Here is a 25,324-nt window from a genome sequence, read left to right as displayed (position 1 = left end):
CCGCGCAGCGGCAGAGTGTGCGGTGCCACCCGTTGCGCTCCGCGACCTGGAGGGCCCCGTGCCGACTGTCGCAGCCCCACCACCGCGCGCCGCCCTCGTCAGCGTGGACGACGACCCGGCCGTCTCGCGCGCGGTCGCGCGCGACCTGCGCCGGCGCTACGGCGAGCAGTACCGCATCGTGCGCGCCGAGTCCGGCAGGGAGGCGCTGGACGCGTGCCGCGAGCTCAAGCTGCGCGGCGAGCAGGTCGCGGTGCTGCTCGCCGACCAGCGCATGCCGGGGATGAGCGGGATCGAGTTCCTCGAGGAGGCGATGGACCTCTTCCCCGTGGCCCGCCGCGTGCTGCTCACCGCGTACGCGGACACCGCGGCCGCGATCGACGCCGTCAACGTCGTCGACCTGGACCACTACCTGCTCAAGCCGTGGGACCCGCCGGAGGAGAAGCTCTACCCGGTGCTCGACGCGCAGCTCGAGGCGTGGCGCACCGCGGCGCCGGTGCCGGTGCACGGGCCCAAGGTCGTCGGGCACCGGTGGTCCGCGCGGTCCACGCAGGTGCGCGAGTTCCTCGCCCGCAACCAGGTGCCGTACCGCTGGTACGCCGTGGAGTCGGCCGAGGGCCGGCGCATCCTCGAGGCTGCGGGGGTGGACGGCAGCGTGCTGCCGGTCGTCGTGACGGCGGACGCCGACGTGCTCGTCGCCCCCGACGACGCCGCCCTCGCCGCGCGCGTGGGACTGTCCGTCGAGCCGGCGTCCGACTTCTACGACCTGGTGGTCGTCGGCGGGGGACCGGCCGGGCTGAGCGCCGCGCTGTACGCCGCGTCCGAGGGGCTCCGGACGGCGCTCGTGGAGCGCACCGCGACCGGCGGGCAGGCCGGGCAGAGCTCACGGATCGAGAACTACCTCGGCTTCCCGGACGGCGTCTCCGGGGCGCAGCTCACCGAGCGCGCCCGGCGGCAGGCGCAGCGGTTCGGCGCGGAGATCGTGATGGCGCGCGACGTGGTCGCGCTGGAGGTGAACGGGTCGGCGCGGGCCCTGCGGTTCGCGGACGGCAGCACGGTCGCCGCGCACGCCGTCGTCCTCGCCAACGGCGTCGCGTACCGGGAGCTCGACGGGGCCGGGCCGGCGGCGCTCGTCGGCCGCGGCGTCTACTACGGGTCCGCCCTCACGCAGGCGGCGGCGTGCCGCGACCAGGACGTGCACGTGGTGGGTGGCGCCAACTCGGCGGGGCAGGCCGCGCTGTTCCTCGCGCGGGACGCACGCTCGGTGACGCTGCTCGTGCGCGGCGACGGTCTGGAGGCGTCGATGTCGCACTACCTCGTCGAGCAGATCGCGACGCACCCGCGCATCACGGTGCGTCCCCGCACGGAGGTGGTCGACGCGGTCGGCGACGAGCACCTGGACGGGATCGTGCTGCGCGACGTCGGCACGGGGGAGAAGGAGCACGTCCCCGCCGGCTGGCTCTTCGTGTTCATCGGCGCCGCCCCGCTGACGGACTGGCTCGAGGGAACGGTGGAGCGCGACGCCCGGGGCTTCCTGCGGGCCGGCCACGACCTGCTCGTCGACGGCGGCCCACCACCGGGGTGGCCGCTCGAGCGTCCGCCGTACCACCTCGAGACGAGCGTCCCCGGCGTGTTCGCGGCGGGTGACGTGCGCGCCGAGTCGGCCAAGCGCGTCGCCTCGGCGGTCGGCGAGGGCGCCATGGCGGTCATGCTCGTGCACCGGTACCTGGGGGAGCGGTGAGCGCGGGGACGGGTGGCCCCGACGCGGTGCGCCCGTCGGGGCGCGCGACGGCCTCCGTGGCGGCCGCCCGGCCGGCCGACGCCCAGCCGTGCGACATCGACGAGCTGCGCACGCTCTTCCTGTTCGAGCACCTCGACGACGACCAGCTGCGGTGGCTGTGCGCGCACGGGCACGTCGAGCGGCGCGAGCCGGGCGTCCTATACGCCGAGGGGGAGCCCGCCGCGTGGTTCTACGTCCTCCTCGAGGGCTCGGTCGCACTCGACCACCGCGTCGGCACCGACGACGTCGAGATCTCCCGGACCTCGCAGCGGGGCGTGTACGGCGGCGCGTGGGCGGCCTACCTCGGCGAGCGCGCGCCGCAGACGTACAGCCAGACGATGCGCGTGCTCGCGCCGTCCCGCTTCTACGCGCTGCCCGCGGCCGACTTCAGCGAGCTCATGACGCAGTGGTTCCCCATGGCCGTGCACCTGCTCGAGGGCCTGTTCATGGGGCAGCGGGACACCCAGCTGGCCGTCAACCAGCGCGAGCGCCTGCTCGCCCTGGGCGCCCTCTCCGCCGGGCTCACGCACGAGCTCAACAACCCCGCGGCCGCCGCCGGCCGGGCCACGTCGGCCCTGCGGGAGCGGGTCGCCGGCATGCGGCACAAGCTCGCCCTGATCGCGTCGGGGCCGTACGACGCGACGACGCTGGCCACGCTCGTCGACCTGCAGGAGCAGGCCGTGGAGTCGCTCGCGAAGTCGCGGGCGCCCGGCGCGCCCCCGCCCCCGACGGCCCTCGAGCGCACCGACGCCGAGGACGCCGTCACCGACTGGCTCGACGCGCACAGCGTCCGCGAGCCGTGGGACCTGGCGCCGACGTTCGTGTCGGCACGCCTCGACGGGACGTGGCTCGACGCGGTCGCCGACGCGGTCGCGCCCGAGGTGCTGGAGGGTGCGGTGCGCTGGCTCGGCTACGCGCTCGAGACCGAGCAGCTGATGAACGAGGTCGAGGACGCCACCACGCGCATCTCCACGCTGGTCGGTGCCGCGAAGCAGTACTCGCAGATCGGCCTCGCACCCGACCGCGAGCTCGACGTGCACGAGCTGCTCGACGCGACGCTGACGATGCTCGACAAGCGGCTCGAGGGCGTCACGGTCGTGCGCGCCTACGACCGCACGCTGCCGCCCGTGCACGCGTACGGCGCGGCGCTCAACCAGGTGTGGACGAACCTCCTCGACAACGCGGCGCAGGCCCTGGACGGCGCCGGGACGCTGACCGTCACCACGCGCCGCGTCGACGACTGGCTCGAGGTCGAGGTCGCCGACACCGGCCCGGGCATCCCGCCCGACGTGGTGGGCCGCGTCTTCGAGCCGTTCTTCACCACCAAGCCCGTCGGGTCCGGGACCGGGCTCGGCCTCGACATCGCGTGGCGGATCGTCGTCGGCAAGCACCACGGCGACCTGACGGTCCGCTCGCAGCCGGGCGACACCCGGTTCCTCGTCCGGCTCCCCTACACCGCGGAGGTGCGCCCCTCATGACCGTCGACGCCATCGACCCCACCGTCCCGCCCAGCGGCCCCGGCTGCGTGGAGTGCGACGCCGACGGCGGCTGGTGGGTGCACCTGCGCCGCTGCGCGGCGTGCGGCCACGTGGGCTGCTGCGACACGTCGCCGTCGCAGCACGCCACGGCGCACTGGCACGCCACCGGCCACCCGGTGGTGCGCTCGTTCGAGCCGGGGGAGGACTGGTTCTGGGACTACGCCGCCGACGACTACGCGCGCGGCCCGGCGCTGGCCCCGCCGGAGAGCCGCCCGGACGACCAGCCCGTGCCCGGGCCGGCAGGGCGCGTCCCCGCGGACTGGCGGTCCCACCTGCACACCTGACGTCCGGGCCAGGCACGAGCGCACGTCCCTTCCCGCGGTGTGTCCGCACCAGGCGCACGCCCGCGGAACGTAGGCCTGTTCAATGCGACAAGCCACGCGCTCCACGGGGCCGAAGGGGAATCGAACCGCCAACCCCGCCCACGAAGGCGCGCTCTACCAATCGTGGCTTCGTCAGTCAACTGTCTGTGATCCTCGATGCGGCGCGAAGTCCTACGATCCCGTAAACCCGCTGGGCAGCAGCGCCGGGCGCCGCGTGCTCCCAGATCCGAACGACTGTCCAGCCCGATTCTCCGAGAACCCGGTCGGTGTCACGGTCTCGGGCGCGATTTGCGCCGATCTTCGTCTCCCACCACTCCTGGTTTGATCGCGGCATGGTGCCGTGCTCGGGGCAGCCGTGCCAGAAGCACCCGTCGACAAAAACAGCCACCTTCGAACGCGTAAACGCGACATCGATCGTTCGTCGACGTTGACCCGGCACCGGGTATGCGACTCGATAGCGGAGGCCGAGCGCGTGCAACGCCCGCCGCAGCGCCATCTCAGCGCCGGTGTCACGTCGCTTCGCCGCGCTCATCCGCTTCGAAACGGCGGCAGACGAGGATCCGGGGTGTGTCGGCACATGCTGGGGCCGAGTCGGAACCGGGGGTCCGTTCACACCGGAAGCGCGAGTTTCGCGTCGGCGAATCTGGCGCGCCCCCGAGCCACGACGGCGTCGAGGCGGTCGTCGGGCGTCTTGGGTGCGTCGTCGACGAGCGCCTTCAGTAGAGCGTGGCCCCTCTCGGTGCTCCGGAGGATCGCAGCATCCCGTTCTGCGTGCGCCCGGAGCACGTTCCACACGGCGCCGATGTTCACGCCGTTCCCGAGCTGCTTGTACGTAACTGCCGAACGCTGCGGACCGAAGTCGAAGTTGTCGGGGAATCCCTGGAGGCGAGCGGCCTCCCGAGGCGTGAGTCGACGGCGCAGCGGGCCGATGATCGATGTCTGCGTGATCGCAACAAGGGCAGGAACGTGCGTCGGACGCTTAGCGCGGATTCCCGACGGCCGAAGCTGTAGAACGCACTCCCACAACGTCGCCGCGTGCTGGGCCTGCCACTCGAGCTTCCGACGGGAAGGCGGGAACGACGCAAGATCGTGCCGAGAAGCCCACCGGTCAAGCTGCGCCTTGTGCCGCGTGTAGAACTCGGCGTTCTTGAGCAGAAACGTCTTCTTCCAGGCCGGCACCGCGTCCCAGGTGTTCGGAACGTCGGCCGTGCCGTAGGGCGAATTCCCTCCGACCATCCAGAGGGCCAACTCTTCCGACGTCACCCAGTGGTCTGCCCAAATCGGGAACCCTGGGAGGGCGGCCAGCCTTCTTCCATCAGCCGTGGTCTTCTGCACTTCCGCCCACATCGTGGTGACGAAATCGTCCCAGGCATCGATCCATGCAACCTCAGCCTTGGTCAGCCTTGTGCCCGGATCCTCACTCGTACCGTCGACAGGAAGGTCATGGAGCAGGCTCCACTCTTCCGTGCCTCGCTGCGTTCTATTGGACAGTGCGGGAAGTGGATCGACACCCTCGAGGATCCCGTCAGGGTCATAGGTGGCCGTGATGAACACGCGTTCACGCACCTGCGGGCGGCCGCCGCGCTCGAGGGGCAGCAGGTGGGGCGAGAAGACCGTCGGGCTCGACGAGACCCGGTACCCCTCGTCCCGGAGCGTCCGGATGATTAGGTCCCACTCGTGCTTGTGTCGCGGCCCGGCCAGGTTTCGCACGTTCTCGAGGAGCACGATCGTCGGGTGGTGTGCCTCGATGATCTTGAGAATGTTCCAGAAGAGCGTGCCGCGAGTCTCCTCCATGCCGCGCTGCGCCCCTGACTTAGAGAACGGCTGACACGGGAAGCCGGCGGCTAGCAGGTCGTGCGGCGGGACGTTCATGGCACCATCGTTGGCGTCCTTGGTGATGTCACCGAGCGGCGAGTGGCCCCAGTTGCGCTCGTAGACCTTAGCTGCCGACGCGTCGATCTCCACAGAGTAGACACACTCGCCGCCGAACGCCTCGAGAGCGGCGGCGAAACCGCCGATCCCTGCGAAGAGGTCGATATACCTGAACGGTACATCCGTCGACGTTGCCACCTGGACCTCCTCCGACGCTGTGCACCAACTCGAACGTGTGTTCGAAACACTCGTACGGTAGCCGAGTCGCGACCGGCTGTCACCGGACGACGCCTTCGAGCTTAGCTAAGCTTTCAGCTAGGCCCCAGCTTAGCGGATCGCTCGCGCTCGGGGCGGCGCGCGTGGACTGTGGCGCAACGGCACCTAGCTCCCGAGGTAGAACCGGACGGCCTCCCTCACCGCCTGAAGACCCCTTAGCGTCACCGTCCCGCCTCGCGACTCGTAATCCGGTCCCCAGACCTCACCCGACGACTCGACGATCGCCTGGGCGATCTGCGGCTTGGTGAGCCCGGGTGGAAGCCCGAGCGCAAGCTCCTTGTCGATCATGTCGAAGATCGCTCTCGGCTCCGTCGACCCCGTCGACATCGTCGGTGCCTCTCGACCGAGCGCGTCGGCGATCTCCCTGACGACGTCCTGCTTCTGGATCCTCACAGCTCTCTGATCTCTTCCAGGTGCTCACGAAGGCCCTCGACGGTGGCGGCGACCCAGTCCACCGCTAGTTGCTCCGCAGTCGCCGCCGGTGACAGACCGATCAGCCTGATGCGGTCGAGCACCATGTACTTGAGCGCAAGCTCGTTCCAGACCGCCCCAGGGGGAACCACCGTCGGAGTGGCCAGCGCGGTGGTCGGGTCGACGTCCATCGCCAGCCACGAACTCCAGAGTCTCGTATCGACATCCATACCCTTCGCCAGGAGGTTCTCCTGCAACGTGCACTGTACGAGCAAAACCGGGAACCCTGATCGTCCGTCGGGAAAGGGCCGCCACGCGACTACGTCGACGCCGCCATCCCTGCGGCGTGGCTGTCGATAGCCCTGCCCGACGCTGACGCCGATCCTGTGAGCCAGCCAGTTGATAGCAGCGTCGAACTCCGGTGGCCGGCCGATCTCGGACGGCCAACCGAATCTGAGCGCATGACCAGCATCGCCCCAGATACCCGCGGCCGCGCTTGCAACGAGATTCTCGAACGTCACCGCCATCGACTCGTCGGGGGCCGCCTTGAGGTACTCGCGGACCGGGTTACCGGGCGCCATCAGGGCAGCGGTCATGTACGTCGACCGTGCAGCGTCCGTCGTGGACTGCACTGCGTACTCCCCATGGACCTTGAAGGGGTAGCGGGCACCAAGCAACGCCCCGCGGCGCGCCATCTCTCGAACACCCGTGTTTACCTGCTGCGGCTCGAGACCGATCGACGACTCGAAGAACGACTGAAGCGGGTCAAGCCCGAGCGGTCGTGGCCCTCGTACGAGGAGCCCAACCTCGATCCAGTCGGCTATGCGGGCCCGACCGCGGATCGTCACTGGGCACGCGCTTCGTTCGCTGCCTGATCGATGACGTTACGCATCGATTCGACCAGAGACTCCAGGTCGGAAACGAGGCCGACCACCTGCTTGTCGGTCGCGTGCTCGGCCAGGTCGTCACTTGCTGCGCCGAGCGCGTTCGTGGCAGCCGTCATCCGCTTGAGCAGCCGTTCCCGAGGGTCCATACCAGCGCTTTGGACCTGCTGCTTAGCCTCCTCGAGGCTCTTGCCTGATCGAAGCGAGGCCAACCCGACCTCGCTCGCCACGACGTTACCGAGTGCGCTCATCTGACGGGAGTCGGTGATGACCGGTTCCGCCTCCTCGTCGCCGAAGACCCAGGAGATGACCTCCTTGAGTTCGGGAATCTTTCCAGGCGGCACCGGAGCTTGACCGGGCTCGAGCCGAGAACCCAGGGGCGCGCCAATGTGGTCACGGAGCTTCGTGTTGCCCATCGCCACCGTCAGTACGGAGAATGCGCGCTCCACCTCACCCGTGTTCAGGCCGGCGGTCTCGGCCTGTGCCACGATCGCCTGGTCTCGGTAGAGGTCGGCGGCCTTGCTCTTCGTGATGCCGATCAGGTCGGCGACTTCCTTGATAGTGCGCCCCTCGGCTACCCGAGCCGCGATGAAGCGGGCCTGCATGTACGGCCGCCACTGGAGCTTGCCAACGACGTGCGCACGCGACACCTCCACGTGCGTTGCCTCGCGGTTGGTGTGGACGACGATCGGCACGGCGACCTCAGGCGACATAGCAGCCTTCTCCGCGACCGCCTCCCATCGCGAAGGATCCGCGAACTGCTCTCGGATCTCGGGGTGAGACAGTCCGATCAGCGCGGTGAGCCGACGGTTTCCCTCGACGACGACGTACTTTCCAGGGATCTCGTCGTGGATCGCAATCAATGGCTCGGCGGCGAAGAACCCGTTGTCCGCGACCGACTGCGCGACTGCGAACGCGTCGAATCCCATCTCCAGCACGACGGCTAAGTCGGACTGGTCCCCACCGCGGAGCGACTCTGGGAGCCTAGGGTTGAAGGGGTCGAGCAAGAGCGCCGAGATCGGCACCTGCATCGGGACGCCGGAACGAATCCCAGACGGGCTCTCAGTCACGCGGTGGCTCCTTTTCGAACGATCTTGCGGTCGCCGAGATGGACGGCGAGCGTGAGCAGCTCGGTACCTGGGTCGTCGCGGCGAGCGACGCGATGGATCTGGACCACGATCGAGCTGGAGTCGTCAGCGATGTTTCCGATGGCCCGGTCTCCTGGGTATGCCGCCCCACCGTTGCTGCGCACGTTGTCGCGCCCCTGGAAGAGGTTGACGAAGCCCGTTTCGACGTCCCACTTGCGAAGCCGTGGCCGGCCGTCGTCTTCCATGAGGATTACGGGGACCCTCTGCTCCTGATCGTGGTGCCGGGCAAGCGCCTCGGAGACGTCCCGCAGCCTCCACGACGGCCCGTACTCGTCGGCAGACCATCTCGCGACGACCTTCTCCAAGACCTCAGCCACGGTGATGTCGACGGTCCTCAACAGGAGCCGTCCATAGTCGACGGGCGGAGCGTCGAACAGCCCGATCTCCGCGGCGATCGCACGGTTGGTGGCCAGAGATGCGGTATTCAGACGCGGCAGGCGAACGGACGACCAACCGAGAGCGAGATAGTCCAGCTGGTTCACGACGACATCCCTCGTCGGCTTCATCCCCTCAGGGAGCATCAGGCCGACGTCACGCGCCCACGAATGCACGGTGCCGCCAGCATCGACGTGGTCCTGAAGTTGGGCCCGAAGGTCGTACTCTGTGAAGACGATGTCTCTCAGGGAGCGGATGCTTCGCTTCGTCGCGAAGAACTGGCAATAGGGCAGCTGGTCACGCCGGTAGCCGAAAGCGCGCGCGCGCTGCTCGAGCGTATCGACCTGTGTGCTGGGGGGCCGGTTCATGTACGTGACCGTCAAGCCTTCCACCGTGAACCCGCGATCGAGTTTGTTGCCGCCGATGAGTATGTGTACCGGCGTAACGTTCCACTCGACCTTGTTGAGCGCCGACGTAGAGTTGACGAGCCAGAGCGACGTCTCACGCAGCACCCACCGAACCTTATCGATGAACATTGCGTCGTCGACGTCGGGCGCCCCTCGCTCAGTCAGGACGGTCCGCTCCTTCCCGACGGACTCGGGGAGGTCGGTCACCGCCACAGCTGTGTCCGCGGCGGTCCTCCACTTTCGGAGCTCGCGCTCGACCAGGAAGCGATACCGCTCTTGGACGTCGTTCCTCTGGGTGGAGTGGATGAGCATGCTCACAGGCGCTGCATCGGGCTGATGTTGGACCAGCAACGCAGCACCCGCGACGAACGAGCCCAATGCCGCCACGAGGCTCCGAGGCAGCTCGAGGGGAGGCGCCTTTGCTGGCTGCTCTTCCAAGAGCGGCACGTCCCGGATGACCTGGTCAGCGAACTCGACAAAGAACTCGCGGCCACCAGTATATCCATTGCCGGGCTCGAGAAACTCGACAAAGTCGGGACTCAACAGATCATCTGCATCGAGCATCAGTGGCGCGTACGGCGTGGCCGTGTATTGGACGTAGAGGTGCTTCGGCACGCGTGAGCGCAGGATACGGATCGCCTCGTAGGTCTTGCTCTCTGCCGTCGAGCTCGTGTTCAGCGAAGCCTGGTCAGCCTCGTCGTCGATGATCAGCACCGGGACGCGCTCGATCTCGGGCACCTTGTCGAGCACGGACGCGAGAGCATTGAGTCGGCCCGCGTGCTTGAGCACGGGGATCAGGACCGCTCGTCCTCCCTCGATCCGCGCCCCGATGCGCTTGGCCGTCGCGGCTCCAGAGGGGTTCACCTCAGTGACCCATCGATAGTCCTTGCGCGATTGCGTCCCGAGTGCGCTCTCCAACCGGTCCTTGTTCTGGTCGAGCAGGAGGTTGGTACCTCCGAGCAGCGCCACGATGATCTGGTAGCCCTGGTCCGCTGCTGCGGCGATCAGGGCCGTGATCGACGTCGTCTTCCCCGACTGCACGTAGCCCAGCGCAAGGCCGGTCTGCCCCCCGACGCCCGTGCGCTGCGGACCGCGCTCCAAGATGTCGATCACGGACTTCCAGACGCGCACACGACTCTCGTCGTCCATGCGGTCGACGAGCTGCTCATCGAGGCGGAGCGACTCCTTGCCAGTGAGCGTCTCCTCGCTCATCGAATCTCCCTCGAACAGGATGGTGCGTCGGATGCCGTTCCACTTGCCGAGTCGCCGTCGCAAGACGCCGCTCGATGGCGCGTCTGGCGCGTGCTCGATGCGCCAGACGTCGAACCCGTGAAACGGTGCCGTCGACCCGCAGTGCTCGATGTACTTACGCGCGAAGTGCCACAGGTCGTCGTCGGTCCATGTCGACTGGTAGTCCCTACGCCGACGCCGCGAGCTCTCGATTCCCGCCAACTCACATGCGGCGGCCCAGCCGTGGAGTTGCTCGATCCGGGCAGAGCTTGGGCCTTCGATCTCCCCTGTATCGACCAGATCTTGGTAGGCAGCTCGAGACAGTGGCCACTCGTACGTTGCAGCGACTCGCAGGGCCCCAATGACATCCGACGCGGCCCACCGAGTCCTGGGCGGTCTCGTGGAGCCGAGCCATGTGGTGAGGGCCCTCCCCCCGAGGCGCCGTACGGTGGCCTCGTCCGTCCCCACCATCGTGGCTGCCTGCGCCGACGATCTAGCGAGGCCCGTTGCAACGACAGCGAGGATCCGGTCGCGCAGTTGTGCTTCCTCCGCCTCCCGCCTCGCGCTCCGTGCTGCTGCGACGTCTTCGCGGTCGACGCCGCCCATCTGTCCGACGATTTGCCGGATGCGTTCACGGGTGAGCCCGAAGGCGTGCCCGATCGCTTCGAGGCGTGCACCAGAAAGACGCATCTCATAGATCTGTCGATCGCGGTCCTGGGTGGTCGCCCAGTTCCGCACTTCGTCAGTCAATCGCCGGCCCACCTGTCCGATCACTCGTTACGGCTGCGTCGCCGCAAGTAGTCGGAGGATAGCTACCAGCTGGGGCCTCCCTATGGAGCAACGCCCCCCGGGGCGGGTGAAGGCGCGCTCGCACCCTCGCTGAAGTCCCGACTGAGCCCAGCGCCCGCCCGCCGGGACGATGCACCACGGTGCCGCGGGCGTGCAGCGCCCGGCGATCGATGCCGGCGGAGTGCGCCTGTCCGCGATCCCGCGTCGAGCCTGGTGCGCGGGCGACGCGCAGCCAGGCGTGGGACGCGGATGTCGGCCAGCACAGCGGGGGAGCAGCGCGCCGCCGTTGCCGTGCCCAACAGTGACCACGGCAGCCAGCTGGCGACCACCCCCGTCGACTGCGGTGTGGATCTTGGTGGTCAGCCCTCCGCGAGATCGTCCGATGCCATGGTTGGCAGGTTCACCTCGCGATCGGCAGATTCCTGTGCTTCGACGGGGCCCTCTGTGTCCTGGTGCGGGTGACTGGTATTAGTCGTGTGCTGGTGTCCACGAGCGATCGTCGCGTCCACCGAGACGGCCCAGTCCACTTCGCCGACCACGTCGGCCTCGGTGAGCTACCGCGCCAACACCCGGTCCCACGTCCCGTCCGCGGCATAGCGATGACTCTTCCAGGCCGTCTGCTACGCGCCGAACTGCTCGCGCGGCAGGTCTCGCCACGGGATCCCCGTCCGATACCGGTAAGGATCCTCTCGACAACCCGACGGTTGTCCCCGGACGGATGCCCACTCCGGCCCTCATTCGAGGGTAGCAGCGGGTCGACCCGAGCCCACTGCTCGTCCGGGAGCGCCCGATACCGCGAAGACGCCGACACCTTCACGCAATGTCGCGAGCCTCCCCCAGATATGGGAGACACGCCCTAGTCGAGCATCACCGGTCGCCACCCTGGCGAAAGGCTCACCGGGAGTGAATCTGTAGTGGAGCCAAGGGGACTCGAACCCCTAACCCCCTGCTTGCAAAGCAGGTGCGCTACCAATTGCGCCATGGCCCCGGGTGCGGCTGCTGCCGCTTCGCGCCGCTCCGCGAGCGGAGCCGGCGGTCACTCGAACGTGTCGGTGACCTCGGCCCACAGGTCGCGCTCGTCGCGGTCCTGCGCGTACTTCTGCCACGCGGCGAAACCGACGGCCGCGACCGCGGCGACCAGCAGGAGCTTCTTCATCGGATCCCCCGTCTCGGGTGGTGCCGGTGGCGCGACCCGAGCGGGACCGACGCGTACGTGGGCCTAACAGGACTTGAACCTGTGACCTCTTCCTTATCAGGGAAGCGCTCTAACCGTCTGAGCTATAGGCCCGTCTCGCACCACCCTGACCGCTCCGGGGAGCCGGGCGGGTGCGACGGTCGAGACTACCTCAGGGCCGGGGACGAACCCAAACCGGCGGACCGGTCCGGGCGCGGCCGGCGAGGGCGTCCCGACGGCGACGTCACTCGTCCGTCATGGTCACGTGCACGCCGCCGACCAGCGCCGCCACGAGGTTGTACAGGAACGCGCCGATCGTCGAGAGGGCCGTCAGCAGGAAGACGTCGATGACGGCCACGAGCGTCGCCGCCGAGATCGTCTTCTGGAACGACAGGAACTCGAGCACGTTCAGGGTGCTCTCCGGCCCGGCGACCTGCGCGATCAGCTCGTCCACCTGCGCGAAGACCTGCAGGCCGTCGAGGGTGAACCACAGCACCGCGGCCGCGACGACGATCATGATGCCGACCGCCACGGACAGCAGGAACGCCAGCTTCATGACCGACCACGGGTCGACCCGGGACACCGACAGGCGCACCCGGCGCGGCCCGCCCACGGCGGGGATGCGCCCCGTGCCGGGGCGGGGCGTGGCGCCCGTGGCGGGACCCGTCGCACGCGGGGTGCCACCCGTGGCGGGACCCGTCACGCGCGGCGCGGCGCCCGCAGCAGGAGCCTCCGCACGGCTCGGGGCGACGGTGGCGGGGGCGTCCGGGGTGGTCGTCATCTCGGGGTCCTCGGTCCTCGGGCGGGTCAGCTGGGTGTACGCCTGCGACAGCTTGGCGCTCGTCGCACCGGCCGCCTTCTTGAGCCAGACGGTCGTCGTGTCGACGGCCGTGACGAGGGGAGAGGGCTCCTGCGGGCCGTCGACCTCGTCCTCCGGCGGGGCGACCGGCTGTGCCCCCGCGGCGCGTGCGTCCGCCGGGCGCAGGTCCGCGGGTCGCGCGTCGACCGGCCGTGCGTCCACCGGCCGTGCGTCTCCGGGCCGTGTGTCCGCAGGACGGAGGTCCGGGCGCGCCTCCGCGGTGCGCCCGGGTGCCGGCATCACCGGTCCGCCGACCGCCGGGCCGCTCGTCCGCGGTCCCGTCGGCCCGGTGCTGCGACCGGCCCCGCCCGGCATCGTCGAGGTGCGCACCGTGGCGGACCACGTGGACGTCGCGCCGTCGCCCTCCGGCACGGCCGCGGCGCCGGCGCGGTCCCCGACGCCCTCCGGGGCGCGGCCGGCGGGGCCCGTCACGGGCGGGGTCGGCCGCTTGCGCGGCGGGATCGAGGGGGGCGTGTCGGTCATGCGTCCTCCGCGGGTCGGTCACCGCTGTCCGGCTCCGACCCGGTCGCGTCGGGCGCAGTGGCGTCGGTCGCAGCGAGGTCGGACGCCGCGCGGTCCGGTGCGGTGCCGGTGCCGTCGGGCCCGTCGGTGCTCAGGCCGTTCCCGTCCACGGTACCCGTTACGTCCGTGAGGTGTCGCTCACTGTTCCGGGCGACGGCGATGATCCGGTCGCCCGCGTCCGGCTTGGCGAAGATGACGCCCTGCGTGTTGCGGCCCGTCGCGTTCACCTCGGAGGTCGACGAGCGCACGATCTTGCCGCGCTCCATGATGACCAGCACCTCGTCGTCCGCGTCCGTCACCAGCGCGCCCACGAGGTCACCGTTCGCCTCCGGCAGGTTCGCGACCTTGATGCCGAGGCCGCCGCGGCCCTGCTGGCGGTAGTTCTCGACCGTGAGGGCCGTGCGCTTGGCGATGCCGCCCTGCGTGACCGTGAACAGGTAGGCGTCCTCGCGGACGACGTCCATGGCGAGCAGGTCGTCCTCGCCGCGGAACTTCATCCCCGTCACGCCGCTCGTCGCGCGGCCCATGGGACGCAGCGCGTCGTCGGAGGCCGTGAAGCGGACCGACTGGCCCTTGCGCGACACGAGGATGACGTCCTGGTCCGAGTTCACGAGCCGCGCCGAGACGAGCTCGTCCGGCCGGCCCTCCTCGTCCTCGCGCAGGTTGATCGCGATGACGCCGCCCGAGCGGTTGGAGTCGTACTCCGTCAGCCGCGTCTTCTTCACCAGGCCGCGGCGGGTCGCGAGCAGCAGGTGCTCCGCCTGCTCGTAGTCGCGCAGGTCCAGGACCTGGGCGATCTGCTCGCCGGGCTGGAACGCCAGCAGGTTCGCCACGTGCTGGCCCTTGGCGTCGCGGCCGGCCTCGGGCAGCTCGTACGCCTTCGCCCGGTAGACGCGGCCGAGGTTCGTGAAGAACAGCAGCCAGTGGTGCGTGGTCGTGACGAAGAAGTGGTCGACGAGGTCGTCCTCGCGCAGCTGCGCGCCGCGGACGCCCTTGCCGCCGCGGCGCTGCGCCCGGTACGCGTCGACCCGCGTGCGCTTGGCGTAGCCGCCGCGGGTGATCGTGACGACCACGTCCTCCTCGGCGATGAGGTCCTCGACGCTGACCTCGCCGTCGAACGGGAGGATGTGCGTGCGGCGCTCGTCGCCGTACCGGTCGACGACCGTCGTCAGCTCCTCGCTGATGATCTCGCGCTGGCGCACCGGCGACTCGAGGATGGCCGTCAGCTCGACGATGCGGGCCTCGAGCTCGGCGTGCCGCTGCAGGATCTCCTGCCGCTGCAGGGCCGCCAGGCGGCGCAGCTGCAGGTTGAGGATCGCCTGCGCCTGCTGCTCGTCGATCTCCAGCAGCTCCATCAGGCCGGCGCGCGCCGTCTCGGCGTCGGGGGAGCGGCGGATGAGTGCGATGACCTCGTCCAGGGCGTCGAGCGCCTTGAGGTAGCCGCGGTAGATGTGGATCTCTTCCTCGGCCCGGCGCAGCCGGAACCGCGTGCGGCGCTGGATGACGTCGACCTGGTGGGCCGTCCAGTGCCGGACGAACGCGTCGATGCTCAGCGTGCGCGGCACGCCGTCGACGAGGGCGAGCATGTTGGCACCGAACGTGTCCTGCAGCTGCGTGTGCTTGTACAGGTTGTTCAGCACGACCTTGGCGACCGCGTCGCGCTTGAGCACGATGACCAGGCGCTGGCCCGCGCGGCCCGAGGTCTCGTCGCGGATGTCGGCGATGCCCTGCACGCGGTTGTCGCGCACGAGGTCCGCGATCTTCTTCGCGAGCGTGTCCGGGTTGACCTGGTACGGCAGCTCCGTCACCACGAGGCACTGCCGGTTCTGGATCTCCTCGACCTCGACGACCGCGCGCATCGTGATCGAGCCGCGGCCCGTCCGGTACGCCTCGTCGATGCCGCGGCGGCCGAGGATCGTCGCGCCCGTGGGGAAGTCCGGCCCCTTGATGCGCTGCAGGAGCGCCTCGAGCAGCTCCTCGCGCGAGGCGTCCGGGTGCTCCAGGTACCACTGCACGCCCGACGCGACCTCGCGCAGGTTGTGCGGCGGGATGTTCGTCGCCATGCCGACCGCGATGCCGGCCGAGCCGTTGACCAGCAGGTTCGGGAAGCGCGACGGCAGGACCGTCGGCTCCTGCGTGTGCCCGTCGTAGTTGTCCTGGAAGTCGACGGCATCCTCGTCGATGTCCCGGACCATCTCCATGGCCAGCGGCGCCATCTTGCACTCGGTGTACCGGGGCGCGGCGGCCGGGTCGTCGCCGGGGGAGCCGAAGTTGCCCTGCCCGGAGACCAGCGGGTACCGCAGCGACCAGTCCTGCACGAGGCGCACCAGCGCGTCGTAGATCGCCGTGTCGCCGTGCGGGTGGTACTTGCCCATCACGTCGCCCACGACGCGGCTGCACTTGGAGAACTGGCGGTCCGGGCGGTAGCCGCCGTCGTACATCGCGTACAGCACGCGGCGGTGCACCGGCTTCAGGCCGTCGCGGACGTCGGGCAGGGCGCGGCCCACGATCACGGCCATCGCGTAGTCCAGGTAGGAGCGCTGCATCTCGAGCTGCAGGTCCACCTGGTCGATGCGGCCGTGCTCGATCTCGCCGGGGGTCTCGGTCACGTGCGGGTCACTCCAGAGGTACGAGGGCCAGGGGCGTGGGGGTGCGGGTCACGCCTAGATGTCGAGGAATCGCACGTCCTTGGCGTTGCGCTGGATGAACGCGCGGCGGGCCTCGACGTCCTCACCCATGAGCACCGAGAAGATCTCGTCCGCCGCGGCCGCCTCGTCGAGGGTCACCTGCAGCAGCGTGCGGTGCTCGGGCGACATGGTCGTCTCCCACAGCTCCGAGTAGTCCATCTCGCCGAGGCCCTTGTAGCGCTGCACCGCGTTCTCCTTGGGCAGGCGCTTGCCGTTGGCCCGGCCGTCCGCGATCACGGCGTCCCGCTCACGGTCCGAGTACACGTAGTCGTGCGGGGAGTTCGACCACTTGATCCGGTACAGCGGCGGCTGCGCCATGTAGACGTAGCCGCGGGTGATCAGCTCGGGCATGTACCGGAACAGCAGCGTCAGCAGCAGGGTGCGGATGTGCTGGCCGTCGACGTCGGCGTCGGCCATGAGCACGATCTTGTGGTACCGCAGCTTCGCGGCGTCGAAGTCCTCGCCGATGCCCGTGCCGAACGCCGTGATCAGCGCCTGCACCTCCTGGTTGCCCAGGGCGCGGTCGAGCCGCGCGCGCTCGACGTTCAGGATCTTCCCGCGGATCGGCATGATCGCCTGCGTGCGCGGGTTGCGGCCGCGGACGGCCGAGCCGCCGGCGGAGTCGCCCTCGACGATGAAGACCTCGCACTCGGCGGGGTTGTTCGACTGGCAGTCGCGCAGCTTGCCGGGCATCGAGTTCGACTCGAGCAGGCCCTTGCGGCGGGTCGCCTCGCGCGCCTTGCGGGCGGCCATGCGGGCGGTGGCCGCCTGGATCGCCTTGCGGATGACGTCGCGCGCCTCGGTCGGGTGCGAGTCCAGCCAGTCGCCGAGGCGCTCGTTGACGACGCGCTGGACGAACGTCTTCGCCTCGGTGTTGCCGAGCTTCGTCTTGGTCTGGCCCTCGAACTGCGGCTCGCCGAGCTTGATGGAGATGACGGCCGTCAGGCCCTCGCGGATGTCGTCGCCCGTGAGGTTCTCGTCCTTCTCCTTGATGATGTTCTTCTCCCGGGCGTACCGGTTGATCAGCGAGGTCATCGCCGCACGGAAGCCCTCCTCGTGCGTGCCGCCCTCGGTCGTCGAGATCGTGTTCGCGAACGTGTGCACCGACTCGCTGTACGCGCTCGTCCACTGCAGCGCGATGTCGACCGAGATGCGCCGCTCGGTGTCCTCCGAGGCGATCTCGATGACGTCCGGGTGCACGAGCTCGACCTTCTTGGCGGAGTTCAGGTGCGTCACGTAGTCGACCAGGCCGCCGTCGTACTTGTAGGTGACGCTGCGTCCCTGCGGCGCCTCCACGGTGCCGTCCGTCGTCGCGCCCGCGTCCGCCGTGCCCGGGTCGGTGACCTCGTCCTCCGTGCCCGTGTGCTCCACCCGCTCGTCCGTGAGCGTGATCCGCAGGCCCTTGTTGAGGAACGCCGTCTGCTGGAAGCGCGAGCGGAGCGTCTCGAAGTCGAAGTCGATCGTCTCGAAGACCGCCGGGTCCGCCCAGAACGTCATGCTGGTACCCGTGGCGGACGTCGCCTCGCCCTGCCGGATCGGCCCGTCCGGCCGGCCGCCGTCGACGAAGTCCATCTCCCACTCGAAGCCGTCGCGGCGGACCTTCGCCTCGACGCGCCGCGACAGGGCGTTCACGACCGAGATGCCGACGCCGTGCAGACCGCCCGACACCGCGTAGCCGGCGCCGCCGAACTTGCCGCCCGCGTGCAGGATCGTCATGACGACCTCGAGCGTGGGCTTGCCCTCGGTGGGGTGGATCGCGACCGGGATGCCGCGGCCGTTGTCGGTGACGCGGACGCCACCGTCGGCCAGCAGCGTGATGTCGATGGTGTCGCAGTACCCGGCGAGCGCCTCGTCGACGGAGTTGTCGACCACCTCGTACACGAGGTGGTGCAGGCCGCGCGCTCCGGTGGACCCGATGTACATGCCCGGCCGCTTGCGCACGGCCTCGAGACCCTCGAGGACGGTGATCGCGCTCGCGTCGTACTCGCCGCCCCCGGGCAGGGACGAGGGGGACGGCTGTGCGCGGGGCGTGGGGGTGGCGTCGTCGCCGTGGTCCGAGTCGGTGTCGCGAGGGGTGCTCTGGTCGGCCACGGGCGGCGGGTCTCCTCGAGAGGTCTGCGCGCGTGATGCGCGTCGAGAGCGGCTGCGAGCGGCCAGGAGACCGGATCACACCGCGCGTGCTGAGTTCGCCGCGCAGGGGGGCGCGCAGACGCCTGCAATGACCTTTCCATTCTACCTGGTGGAGGCCGCGGAACGGGGCACCTGGGGGACCCGTGGTGGACGCGTCGTCGCGCCGCCCGCGCCTCAGCCCCAGGTGTCCCGCGGGCCGCGGCCGGGGACCCTCTTGGGCCCGCGCCCGAAACCGTGACCGCCCGCCGGCCCCAGCACGGCGATCTGCACCACGACGCCCGGCCCGAGCGCCTCGTCGAACCGCGCGAGCATCGCCGGCGCCAGCAGGCGCAGGTTCGCGGCCCACGCGCTCGACGACGCCCGCACGGTCAGCAGGCCCGCCTCGAACGACTCGTACGTGCAGTGCTCCGCGACCTGGGGACCGACGATGTGGGCCCACCGGTGCACCAGGTCGCCCACCACGAGCCCCGGCTCCCAGCCGAGGTCGCGCGCGAGCCGACCGGCCGAGACCGAGAGCGGCTGCGGGTCGCGCGGCCCGGGCGCCGCGCCGCTGGAGACCGCCGTACCGCGCGCCGGCTGCCCCGGACGCAGGCCCCGGGCGCGTGCCGCCGCCTTGGCGCGCGCGAGCGCCGTGCGTGCCACCTGCTCGGGCGGCGTGAGGGAGACCAGCTCCGAGACCGGGACGCCGTCCGGCACCACGGTGGGCGCGGGGAGGAGGGTCGCGTCGGTCTCGGCGTCGTCATGGTGCTGGTCGGTGCTGTGCTGGTCGTCGTCGTGCTGGTCGGTGTGCTGGTCGGCGTGCGGTGCGCCGCCCCGACGTCCCGCGCCCCGGCCGGCGCGCGGCCGGTCAGACGACACGCGACACCTCGCCGCCCATGACGTCGACGCGCGCCCCCGTGAGCGGCTCGGGCACGTCCTGCGGCACCGCGGCCGTGACGAGCACCTGCCGGGCGGGCGCGACGAGCTCCGCCAGGCGGTCGCGGCGGCGGGTGTCGAGCTCGGCGAAGACGTCGTCGAGGATCAGGACCGGCTCGCCGTCCGGGCCCCAGTCGGCGGCCCAGCCGCCGGCGTCGTCGAACCCGTGCGTGAGCAGCGTCCAGGACGCCAGCCGCAGGGCGAGCGCCACCGACCACGACTCGCCGTGGCTCGCATACCCCTTCGCCGGCAGCGCGCCGAGCGTCAGCACGAGGTCGTCGCGGTGCGGGCCGACGAGGCTGACGCCGCGCTCGACCTCCTTGGACCGCAGGCGTCCCATGGCCTCGAGGAGCCGCGCCTCGACGAGCTCGGCCGTCGCGGGCGGTGCGTCGGCCGAGGCCGCCCGCGCGTCCTCGTCGTCGGGCAGTCCCAGGGCGGTGTCGAGCGAGGACCGGTACGCCATCTCCAGCTCGCCCTGCCCCGAGCTGACCTTGCGGTAGGCGTCCGCGGCCTGCGGCCGCAGGGCCGCGACCAGCGCCTGCCTCGCCACGACGATCTGCGCCCCCGCCTGCGCGAGCTTGGCGTCCCAGACGTCGAGCGTGCGCAGGTCCGCACCCGCGCGGGAGCGCATCGCGGCTCCCGCCGACTTCAGCAGCGCGGACCGCTGGCGCAGCACCCGCTCGTAGTCGGTCAGCACCCCCGCGATGCGCGGGGTGAGCTGCACGAGGAGGTCGTCGAGGAAGCGCCGGCGCCCGTCCGGGTCACCCTTGACGAGCGCGAGGTCCTCGGGCGCGAACAGGACAGTCCGGAGGATGCCCAGCACGTCGCGCGCCCGGCCCGGCGAGCCGCCGTTGACGCGCGCGCGGTTCGCCCGGCCCGGCGTCACCTCGATCTCGACGAGCGTCGACCGCTCCTCGCGCACGACCTTGGCGCGCACGACCGCGCGGTCGGCGCCGGCGCGCACGAGCGCCGCGTCGCTGGGCACCCGGTGGCTGCCCAGCGTCGCGACGTACCCGATGGCCTCGACGAGGTTCGTCTTGCCCTGCCCGTTCGGCCCGACCAGCGCGGTGATGCCCGGCTCGAGCGGCAGCTCGACCTGCGGGTACGACCGGAAGTCGGTGAGGGACAGGTGCGCGACGTACACGAGGCGCCTCAGCCCTCCGACGTCGCCGGGGCCGTCGGCGTGACGGTCTCGCCGCCGGCGACCTTCACGGCGTGGCCGCCGAACTGCTGGCGGAGCGCCGCGACGGCCTTCATCGCGGGCGACTCGCCCTGGCGGGACGCGAACCGTGCGAACAGCGACGCCGCGATGACCGGGGCCGGCACGGCGAGGTCGATGGCCTCGTCGACGGTCCAGCGGCCCTCGCCCGAGTCCTCGACCCAGTCGTCGATGGCCGCGAAGCCCGGGTCCTGGTCGATCGCCTGGACCAGCAGGTCCAGCAGCCACGACCGCACGACCGTGCCCTTGCGCCACGCGCGCATGGTCCCCGCCACGTCCGTGACCAGGTCCTTCGCCGCGAGCAGCTCGTAGCCCTCGGCGTACGCCTGCATGAGGCCGTACTCGACGCCGTTGTGCACCATCTTCGCGAAGTGGCCGGCGCCCACGGGCCCGACGTGCACGAAGCCGTCCGCCCGCTCGCCCACCGGACGCAGCGCATCGAAGACCGGCATCGCCCGCTCGATGTCCTCGGGAGCGCCGCCGACCATGAGGCCGTACCCGTTCTCGAGGCCCCACACGCCGCCGGAGACACCGGCGTCGACGAAGCGGATGCCCGTGCGCCCCAGGAGCTCCGCGTGCTTCGCGTCGTCCTGGTAGTAGGAGTTGCCGCCGTCGATCACCAGGTCACCGGCGTCGAGGAGGCCCGCCAGGTCGCAGATGACGGCGTCCGTCACCTCACCCGACGGCACCATCACCCAGACGACGCGCTCACCCGGGGGGAGCGCCTGCGCGAGGGCCTCGAGCGACGCGACGTCGGAGACGTCGGGGTTGCGGTCGTAGCCGGTGACCTCGATCCCCGCCGCACGCATCCGCTCGCGCATGTTCGCGCCCATCTTGCCCAGGCCGACCAGCCCGATGTGCATCCCTCGCCCCTTCCTGCGGCGGTTCTCCGCCGTGTCGTGGTCCGCGTCGAACGCGGGGGAGCACCGCCGTGGGGATGCTCCCCGGTCACTGTGCCGCACCTCGTCCGCCGCCGCCCGGGCGGGCGGCGTCAGCTGGCGAAGCGGATGGGCACCAGCAGGTAGCGGTAGTCCTTGGAGGCCTCGCCGTCCAGCGACTCCTGGCCGGTGAACTCCACCGGCTTGTTGGGGTGCGTGAACGACATGCGCACGAACGTGGTGTCGAGGGCACCCAGGCCGTCGAGCAGGAACTGCGGGTTGAAGGCGACCGAGATGTCGTCACCGACGAGCACGGCCTCCAGCGCCTCGGAGGCCTGTGCGTCGTCACCCTGGCCCGCGTCGAGGACGACCTGGCCGTCGCTGAAGCTGAGGCGGATCGGCGTGTTCCGCTCGGCGACGAGGGCGACGCGCTTCGCGGCGTCGGCGAGCGCGTGCGTCTGGACGATCGCGTGGATCGGCGTCTCGTCCGGGAACAGGCGGCGGACCGCGGGGTAGTCGCCGTCGACGAGGAGGCTGGTCGTGTGCCGGCCCCCGGCCTCGAAGCCGATGAGGTCGACGCCGCCGCCGGTGGACAGCGCCACCGACACCGACCCCGCGCTGCCGAGCGACTTCGCGGCGTCGTTGAGCGTCCGGGCCCGCACCAGCGCGACGGCGGACAGGTCCGGCGTCGACGGCTTCCACGTCATCTCGCGGAGCGCGAGACGGTAGCGGTCGGTGGCCAGGAGCGTGACCTTCTCGCCCTCGATCTCCACGCGCACGCCCGTCAGCAGGGGCAGCGTGTCGTCGCGGCTCGCCGCCACGGACACCTGCGCGACCGCGTGCGTGAGCTCGTCGCCGTCGACCGTTCCCGTGACGGGCGGCATGACGGGCAGCGCCGGGTAGTCCTCGACCGGCATCGTGAGCAGCGTGAAGCGGCTCGCCCCGCACGTGACCTGCACCTTCGTACCGTCGAGCACGACGTCGACCGGCTTGGCGGGCAGCGCGCGCGAGATCTCCGCGAGCAGGCGGCCCGAGACGAGCACCGTGCCCGGTTCGGAGACGTCGGCGGGGAGCTGCGCGCGAGCCGAGACCTCGTAGTCGAAGCTCGACAGCTGCACGGTGCCCGTGGTGTCCGCCTCGATGCGCACTCCCGCGAGCACGGGGACCGGCGGGCGGGTGGGGAGGCTGCGCGCGGTCCACGTGACGGCCTCGGCCAGCACGTCGCGCTCGACCCGGAACCTCATGCGTCACCTTCTCGTCGTCGACCCGTCGTCGCTCCCGCCGGTCGGCGTCCGGGCTGGGTGCCGGCGAGCGGCCGGCCGCTACCGGCGGAGCACTGCCGAACACTACGCGACGGGTCCGACGGCCGGAACACCGTCGGCAGGGCGCCGCCCGGTCGCCACGCCACCACAGCCGTACGGCGGTGTGTGGATCTCTCCAGCAGATAAGTGTCGTCGTCGTCATCGGGGCTGTGCATCGTGTGGACGGGCGACGTACGTGCAGGTGGGGGCGCAGATCGGGGTGTGTGCCGCGCTGTGACGGCACGACCTCGAGGTGTGGACGGCGGTGCACGGACGCGGGACCGTGCACCGCCGTCCACCGACGGCACAGGATCGCTCCACAGCAACGCCTGGGTTCGTCCACCGTCATCCACAGGTGTGTGCACAGGTGTGAACAATCGTCCCATGCATGTCTCACCCTGCAGTGGACAGCCGCGTCAAGACGTTTGTCCGGGTTTGATGGTGAGAGTCCTCTCATGGGCGGTCCTCGGTGAGCACGTAGCACGACGCCCGGCCGGAGAGCGGGACGGACGCGTCAGAGCAGGTCAGGGCGCGTGGCCCGTGCTGCTGACACCGCTCCCCAGGGCCGCTCCAGGGCAACGTTCGAGGAGGTCGAAGGTTGTCCCCATCCGTGGGCAAACCTGTGGACAACTCCGGGCGGGCGGTGGAGATCGCGGTGGATGAGGCCGTGTGGCGGGAAGCGTTCGTGGAGCGGCGACGTGCGGCGGCCACCGGCGCCAGCGGCCGACCGGCCGCGTCGCGGCGCGACCGGAACGCTCGTCGGCGCGTGCGCACGCGGGTGCTCGCGACGGATGGTGCGGTCGCGGGGCCCCGGACGCACCGACGGCGCCCACGCGGTGCGTGGACGCCGTCAGGGAGCCGTGCACGGCCGGCGGGGTCAGCCGCGGTGCTGCTGCTTGATGCGGTTCGTCAGCTCGGTCACCTGGTTGTAGATCGACCGGCGCTCCGCCATGAGCTCGCGGATCTTCCGGTTCGCGTGCATGACGGTCGTGTGGTCACGGCCACCGAACGCCTGGCCGATCTTCGGCAGCGACAGGTCCGTCAGCTCCCGGCACAGGTACATGGCGATCTGCCGCGCCGTGACGAGCACGCGCGAGCGGCTCGAGCCGCACAGGTCCTCGATGGACAGGCCGAAGTACGCGGCGGTCTGGCCGATCACCGTCGTCGCGGTGATCTCCTGCGTCTGGTCGTCGGTGATCAGGTCCTTGAGGACGATCTCCGCGAGCGACACGTCGACCTGCTGGCGGTTGAGGTTCGCGAACGCCGTCACCCGGATCAGCGCGCCCTCGAGCTCACGGATGTTGGTCGAGATCTTCGACGCGATGTACTCGAGCACGTCGTCCGGGGCCTGCAGCCGCTCGCTCGCCGCCTTCTTGCGGAGGATCGCGATGCGCGTCTCGAGGTCCGGGGGCTGCACGTCGGTGATGAGGCCCCACTCGAAGCGGGAGCGCATCCGGTCCTCGAAGCCGTTGAGCTGCTTCGGCGGGACGTCCGAGGTGATGACGACCTGCTTGTTCGCGTTGTGCAGGGTGTTGAACGTGTGGAAGAACTCCTCCATCGTCTGTTCCTTGCCCTGCAGGAACTGGATGTCGTCGATGAGGAGCACGTCCACCTCGCGGTAGCGGCGCTGGAACGCGCCCGCCTTTCCCTCACTGATGGAGTTGATGAAGTCGTTCGTGAACTCCTCGGAGTTCACGTACCGCACCCGCACCGTCGGGTAGAGGTTCTGGGCGTAGTGGCCGATCGCGTGCAGCAGGTGCGTCTTGCCCAGTCCCGAGTCCCCGTAGATGAACAGCGGGTTGTAGGCCTTCGCGGGTGCCTCGGCGACGGCCACCGCCGCCGCGTGCGCGAACCGGTTGGACGAGCCGATGACGAAGGTCTCGAACAGGTACTTGGGGTTGAGCCGCGCCGGCTCGGACAGGCCGCGGCGGGCCGGGCGGACGTCCTCGGCGAGGCTGCCGTCGATGGCGCGCAGCGGGGGGCGCCCGTCGTCGCGCCCGTCGCCCGTGCGGTCCGCACGTCCGGAGGGGTCGGGGTCGCGGTCGTCGCGCCCGAAGCCGCCGTACCCGGGGGAGGAGACGAGCGCGAGGTCGGGGCGCAGGTCGTCGTCGCGGCTGTCGCGGGCGTCGCGGCTGTCGCGGCCGAAGCGGTCGTCGGCCGGTCCGGGAGGGACGACGCGCAGCGCGGGCGGCACGTCACCGGCGACGTCCGGGTCGACCGTGATGGCGAAGCGGGCCTCGCGCCCGAGTGCCTCGGTCAGCGCCTCCGTCACCTCGCCGCGCACGCGCGACTCGAGGTACTCCTTCGTCAGGTCGTTGCCGACCGCGAGGATCATCGTCCCGTCGAGCAGCCCCAGGGGGTGCGCCAGGCGGACGAACGCCAGCTGGCGCGGGGTGATGTCGGGGCTGGCCTCGAGGGACGCCACGACGTGCCCCCAGACGCGGGCCGGTTCTTCGTCCTGTGACAACGTCCTACCTCGATGATCGGTCTCGCGGTCCGGCGAGTCTGGCACGCGGGCCCGTCGTCCACATAGTTGTCCACACCTGTGCGCGCGGGTGCGTTCGTGCGCGACCGGCGTGCGGGGCGTCCCAGACCTCCGGCGGTCCGTC

18 protein-coding genes and 2 tRNA genes are annotated in these 25,324 nt (G+C 70.6%); 3 read left to right on the top strand and 17 right to left on the bottom strand.

Annotated elements, in window-relative coordinates; all coding sequences use genetic code 11:
- The first annotated feature begins 58 nt into the window (after positions 1 to 58).
- From E5225_RS00100 to E5225_RS00090, 3 genes are read left to right on the top strand one after another with little or no spacing between them, the layout of a single operon-like run.
- The gene (locus tag E5225_RS00100) at positions 59 to 1,738 is read left to right on the top strand and encodes an NAD(P)/FAD-dependent oxidoreductase (protein WP_135972208.1); all 1,680 of its coding nucleotides are present in this window, start codon (positions 59 to 61) and stop codon (positions 1,736 to 1,738) included.
- Positions 1,735 to 3,255 carry an ATP-binding protein gene (locus E5225_RS00095; protein WP_243738079.1) on the top strand — a complete coding sequence of 507 codons (1,521 nt, stop codon included), beginning with the start codon at positions 1,735 to 1,737 and terminating at the stop codon, positions 3,253 to 3,255. The genes E5225_RS00100 and E5225_RS00095 overlap by 4 nt, the downstream gene beginning before the upstream one ends.
- Positions 3,252 to 3,599 (top strand): UBP-type zinc finger domain-containing protein, encoded by a 348-nt coding sequence (locus tag E5225_RS00090; RefSeq protein ID WP_135972207.1) that lies wholly within the window; start codon positions 3,252 to 3,254, stop codon positions 3,597 to 3,599. The genes E5225_RS00095 and E5225_RS00090 overlap by 4 nt, the downstream gene beginning before the upstream one ends.
- Before the next feature lie 175 nt (positions 3,600 to 3,774).
- Here E5225_RS00090 and E5225_RS00085 read toward each other — a convergent pair whose 3' ends face one another.
- The 17 genes from E5225_RS00085 to dnaA all read right to left on the bottom strand — a co-directional run bounded on the left by E5225_RS00085 (position 3,775) and on the right by dnaA (position 25,182).
- Positions 3,775 to 4,215 (bottom strand): very short patch repair endonuclease, encoded by a 441-nt coding sequence (locus E5225_RS00085; RefSeq protein ID WP_279536510.1) that lies wholly within the window; start codon positions 4,213 to 4,215, stop codon positions 3,775 to 3,777.
- A gap of 32 nt (positions 4,216 to 4,247) precedes the next feature.
- Positions 4,248 to 5,708, bottom strand: a complete 1,461-nt coding sequence (locus E5225_RS00080; RefSeq protein ID WP_135972205.1) for a DNA cytosine methyltransferase — start codon at positions 5,706 to 5,708, stop codon at positions 4,248 to 4,250.
- A 183-nt stretch (positions 5,709 to 5,891) separates the two neighbouring features.
- Complete coding sequence (locus tag E5225_RS00075) at positions 5,892 to 6,179, bottom strand: hypothetical protein (RefSeq protein ID WP_135972204.1); 288 nt, start codon at positions 6,177 to 6,179, stop codon at positions 5,892 to 5,894.
- A complete protein-coding gene (locus E5225_RS00070) occupies positions 6,176 to 7,045 on the bottom strand; it encodes a hypothetical protein (protein ID WP_135972203.1) in 870 nt (289 codons plus the stop codon). The genes E5225_RS00075 and E5225_RS00070 overlap by 4 nt, the downstream gene beginning before the upstream one ends.
- The gene (locus E5225_RS00065) at positions 7,042 to 8,151 is read right to left on the bottom strand and encodes a hypothetical protein (RefSeq protein ID WP_135972202.1); all 1,110 of its coding nucleotides are present in this window, start codon (positions 8,149 to 8,151) and stop codon (positions 7,042 to 7,044) included. Before E5225_RS00065 ends, E5225_RS00070 begins: the two co-directional genes overlap by 4 nt.
- On the bottom strand, positions 8,148 to 10,979 hold the full coding sequence (locus E5225_RS00060) for a Z1 domain-containing protein (protein ID WP_135972201.1): 2,832 nt from the start codon (positions 10,977 to 10,979) through the stop codon (positions 8,148 to 8,150). The genes E5225_RS00065 and E5225_RS00060 overlap by 4 nt, the downstream gene beginning before the upstream one ends.
- 966 nt (positions 10,980 to 11,945) lie before the next feature.
- Positions 11,946 to 12,018 (bottom strand) — tRNA-Ala (locus E5225_RS00050).
- A 48-nt stretch (positions 12,019 to 12,066) separates the two neighbouring features.
- Positions 12,067 to 12,186 carry a DLW-39 family protein gene (locus E5225_RS17810; RefSeq protein ID WP_243738078.1) on the bottom strand — a complete coding sequence of 40 codons (120 nt, stop codon included), beginning with the start codon at positions 12,184 to 12,186 and terminating at the stop codon, positions 12,067 to 12,069.
- A 58-nt stretch (positions 12,187 to 12,244) separates the two neighbouring features.
- A tRNA-Ile gene (locus E5225_RS00045) sits at positions 12,245 to 12,318 on the bottom strand.
- Positions 12,319 to 12,448: 130 nt separating this feature from the next.
- Positions 12,449 to 13,225, bottom strand: a complete 777-nt coding sequence (locus E5225_RS00040; RefSeq protein ID WP_244243674.1) for a DUF3566 domain-containing protein — start codon at positions 13,223 to 13,225, stop codon at positions 12,449 to 12,451.
- A 317-nt stretch (positions 13,226 to 13,542) separates the two neighbouring features.
- On the bottom strand, positions 13,543 to 16,194 hold the full coding sequence (gyrA, locus tag E5225_RS00035; RefSeq protein ID WP_135972198.1) for a DNA gyrase subunit A: 2,652 nt from the start codon (positions 16,192 to 16,194) through the stop codon (positions 13,543 to 13,545).
- 54 nt (positions 16,195 to 16,248) lie between these two features.
- The gene (gene gyrB, locus E5225_RS00030) at positions 16,249 to 18,273 is read right to left on the bottom strand and encodes a DNA topoisomerase (ATP-hydrolyzing) subunit B (RefSeq protein WP_135972227.1); all 2,025 of its coding nucleotides are present in this window, start codon (positions 18,271 to 18,273) and stop codon (positions 16,249 to 16,251) included.
- Positions 18,274 to 18,576: 303 nt separating this feature from the next.
- The gene (locus tag E5225_RS00025; RefSeq protein ID WP_243738077.1) at positions 18,577 to 19,260 is read right to left on the bottom strand and encodes a DciA family protein; all 684 of its coding nucleotides are present in this window, start codon (positions 19,258 to 19,260) and stop codon (positions 18,577 to 18,579) included.
- The gene (gene recF, locus E5225_RS00020) at positions 19,250 to 20,461 is read right to left on the bottom strand and encodes a DNA replication/repair protein RecF (RefSeq protein WP_135972197.1); all 1,212 of its coding nucleotides are present in this window, start codon (positions 20,459 to 20,461) and stop codon (positions 19,250 to 19,252) included. The genes E5225_RS00025 and recF overlap by 11 nt, the downstream gene beginning before the upstream one ends.
- A gap of 8 nt (positions 20,462 to 20,469) precedes the next feature.
- A complete protein-coding gene (gene gnd / locus E5225_RS00015) occupies positions 20,470 to 21,498 on the bottom strand; it encodes a phosphogluconate dehydrogenase (NAD(+)-dependent, decarboxylating) (protein ID WP_424945116.1) in 1,029 nt (342 codons plus the stop codon).
- Between the two features lie 29 nt (positions 21,499 to 21,527).
- Positions 21,528 to 22,658, bottom strand: a complete 1,131-nt coding sequence (dnaN, locus tag E5225_RS00010) for a DNA polymerase III subunit beta (RefSeq protein WP_135972195.1) — start codon at positions 22,656 to 22,658, stop codon at positions 21,528 to 21,530.
- 934 nt (positions 22,659 to 23,592) lie between these two features.
- On the bottom strand, positions 23,593 to 25,182 hold the full coding sequence (dnaA, locus tag E5225_RS00005) for a chromosomal replication initiator protein DnaA (RefSeq protein WP_135972194.1): 1,590 nt from the start codon (positions 25,180 to 25,182) through the stop codon (positions 23,593 to 23,595).
- Between the last annotated feature and the right edge of the window lie 142 nt (positions 25,183 to 25,324).

It is taken from the genome of Cellulomonas shaoxiangyii, assembly GCF_004798685.1.
Taxonomy (GTDB): domain Bacteria; phylum Actinomycetota; class Actinomycetes; order Actinomycetales; family Cellulomonadaceae; genus Cellulomonas; species Cellulomonas shaoxiangyii.
This window is presented reverse-complemented; position numbering and strand designations above follow the sequence as displayed.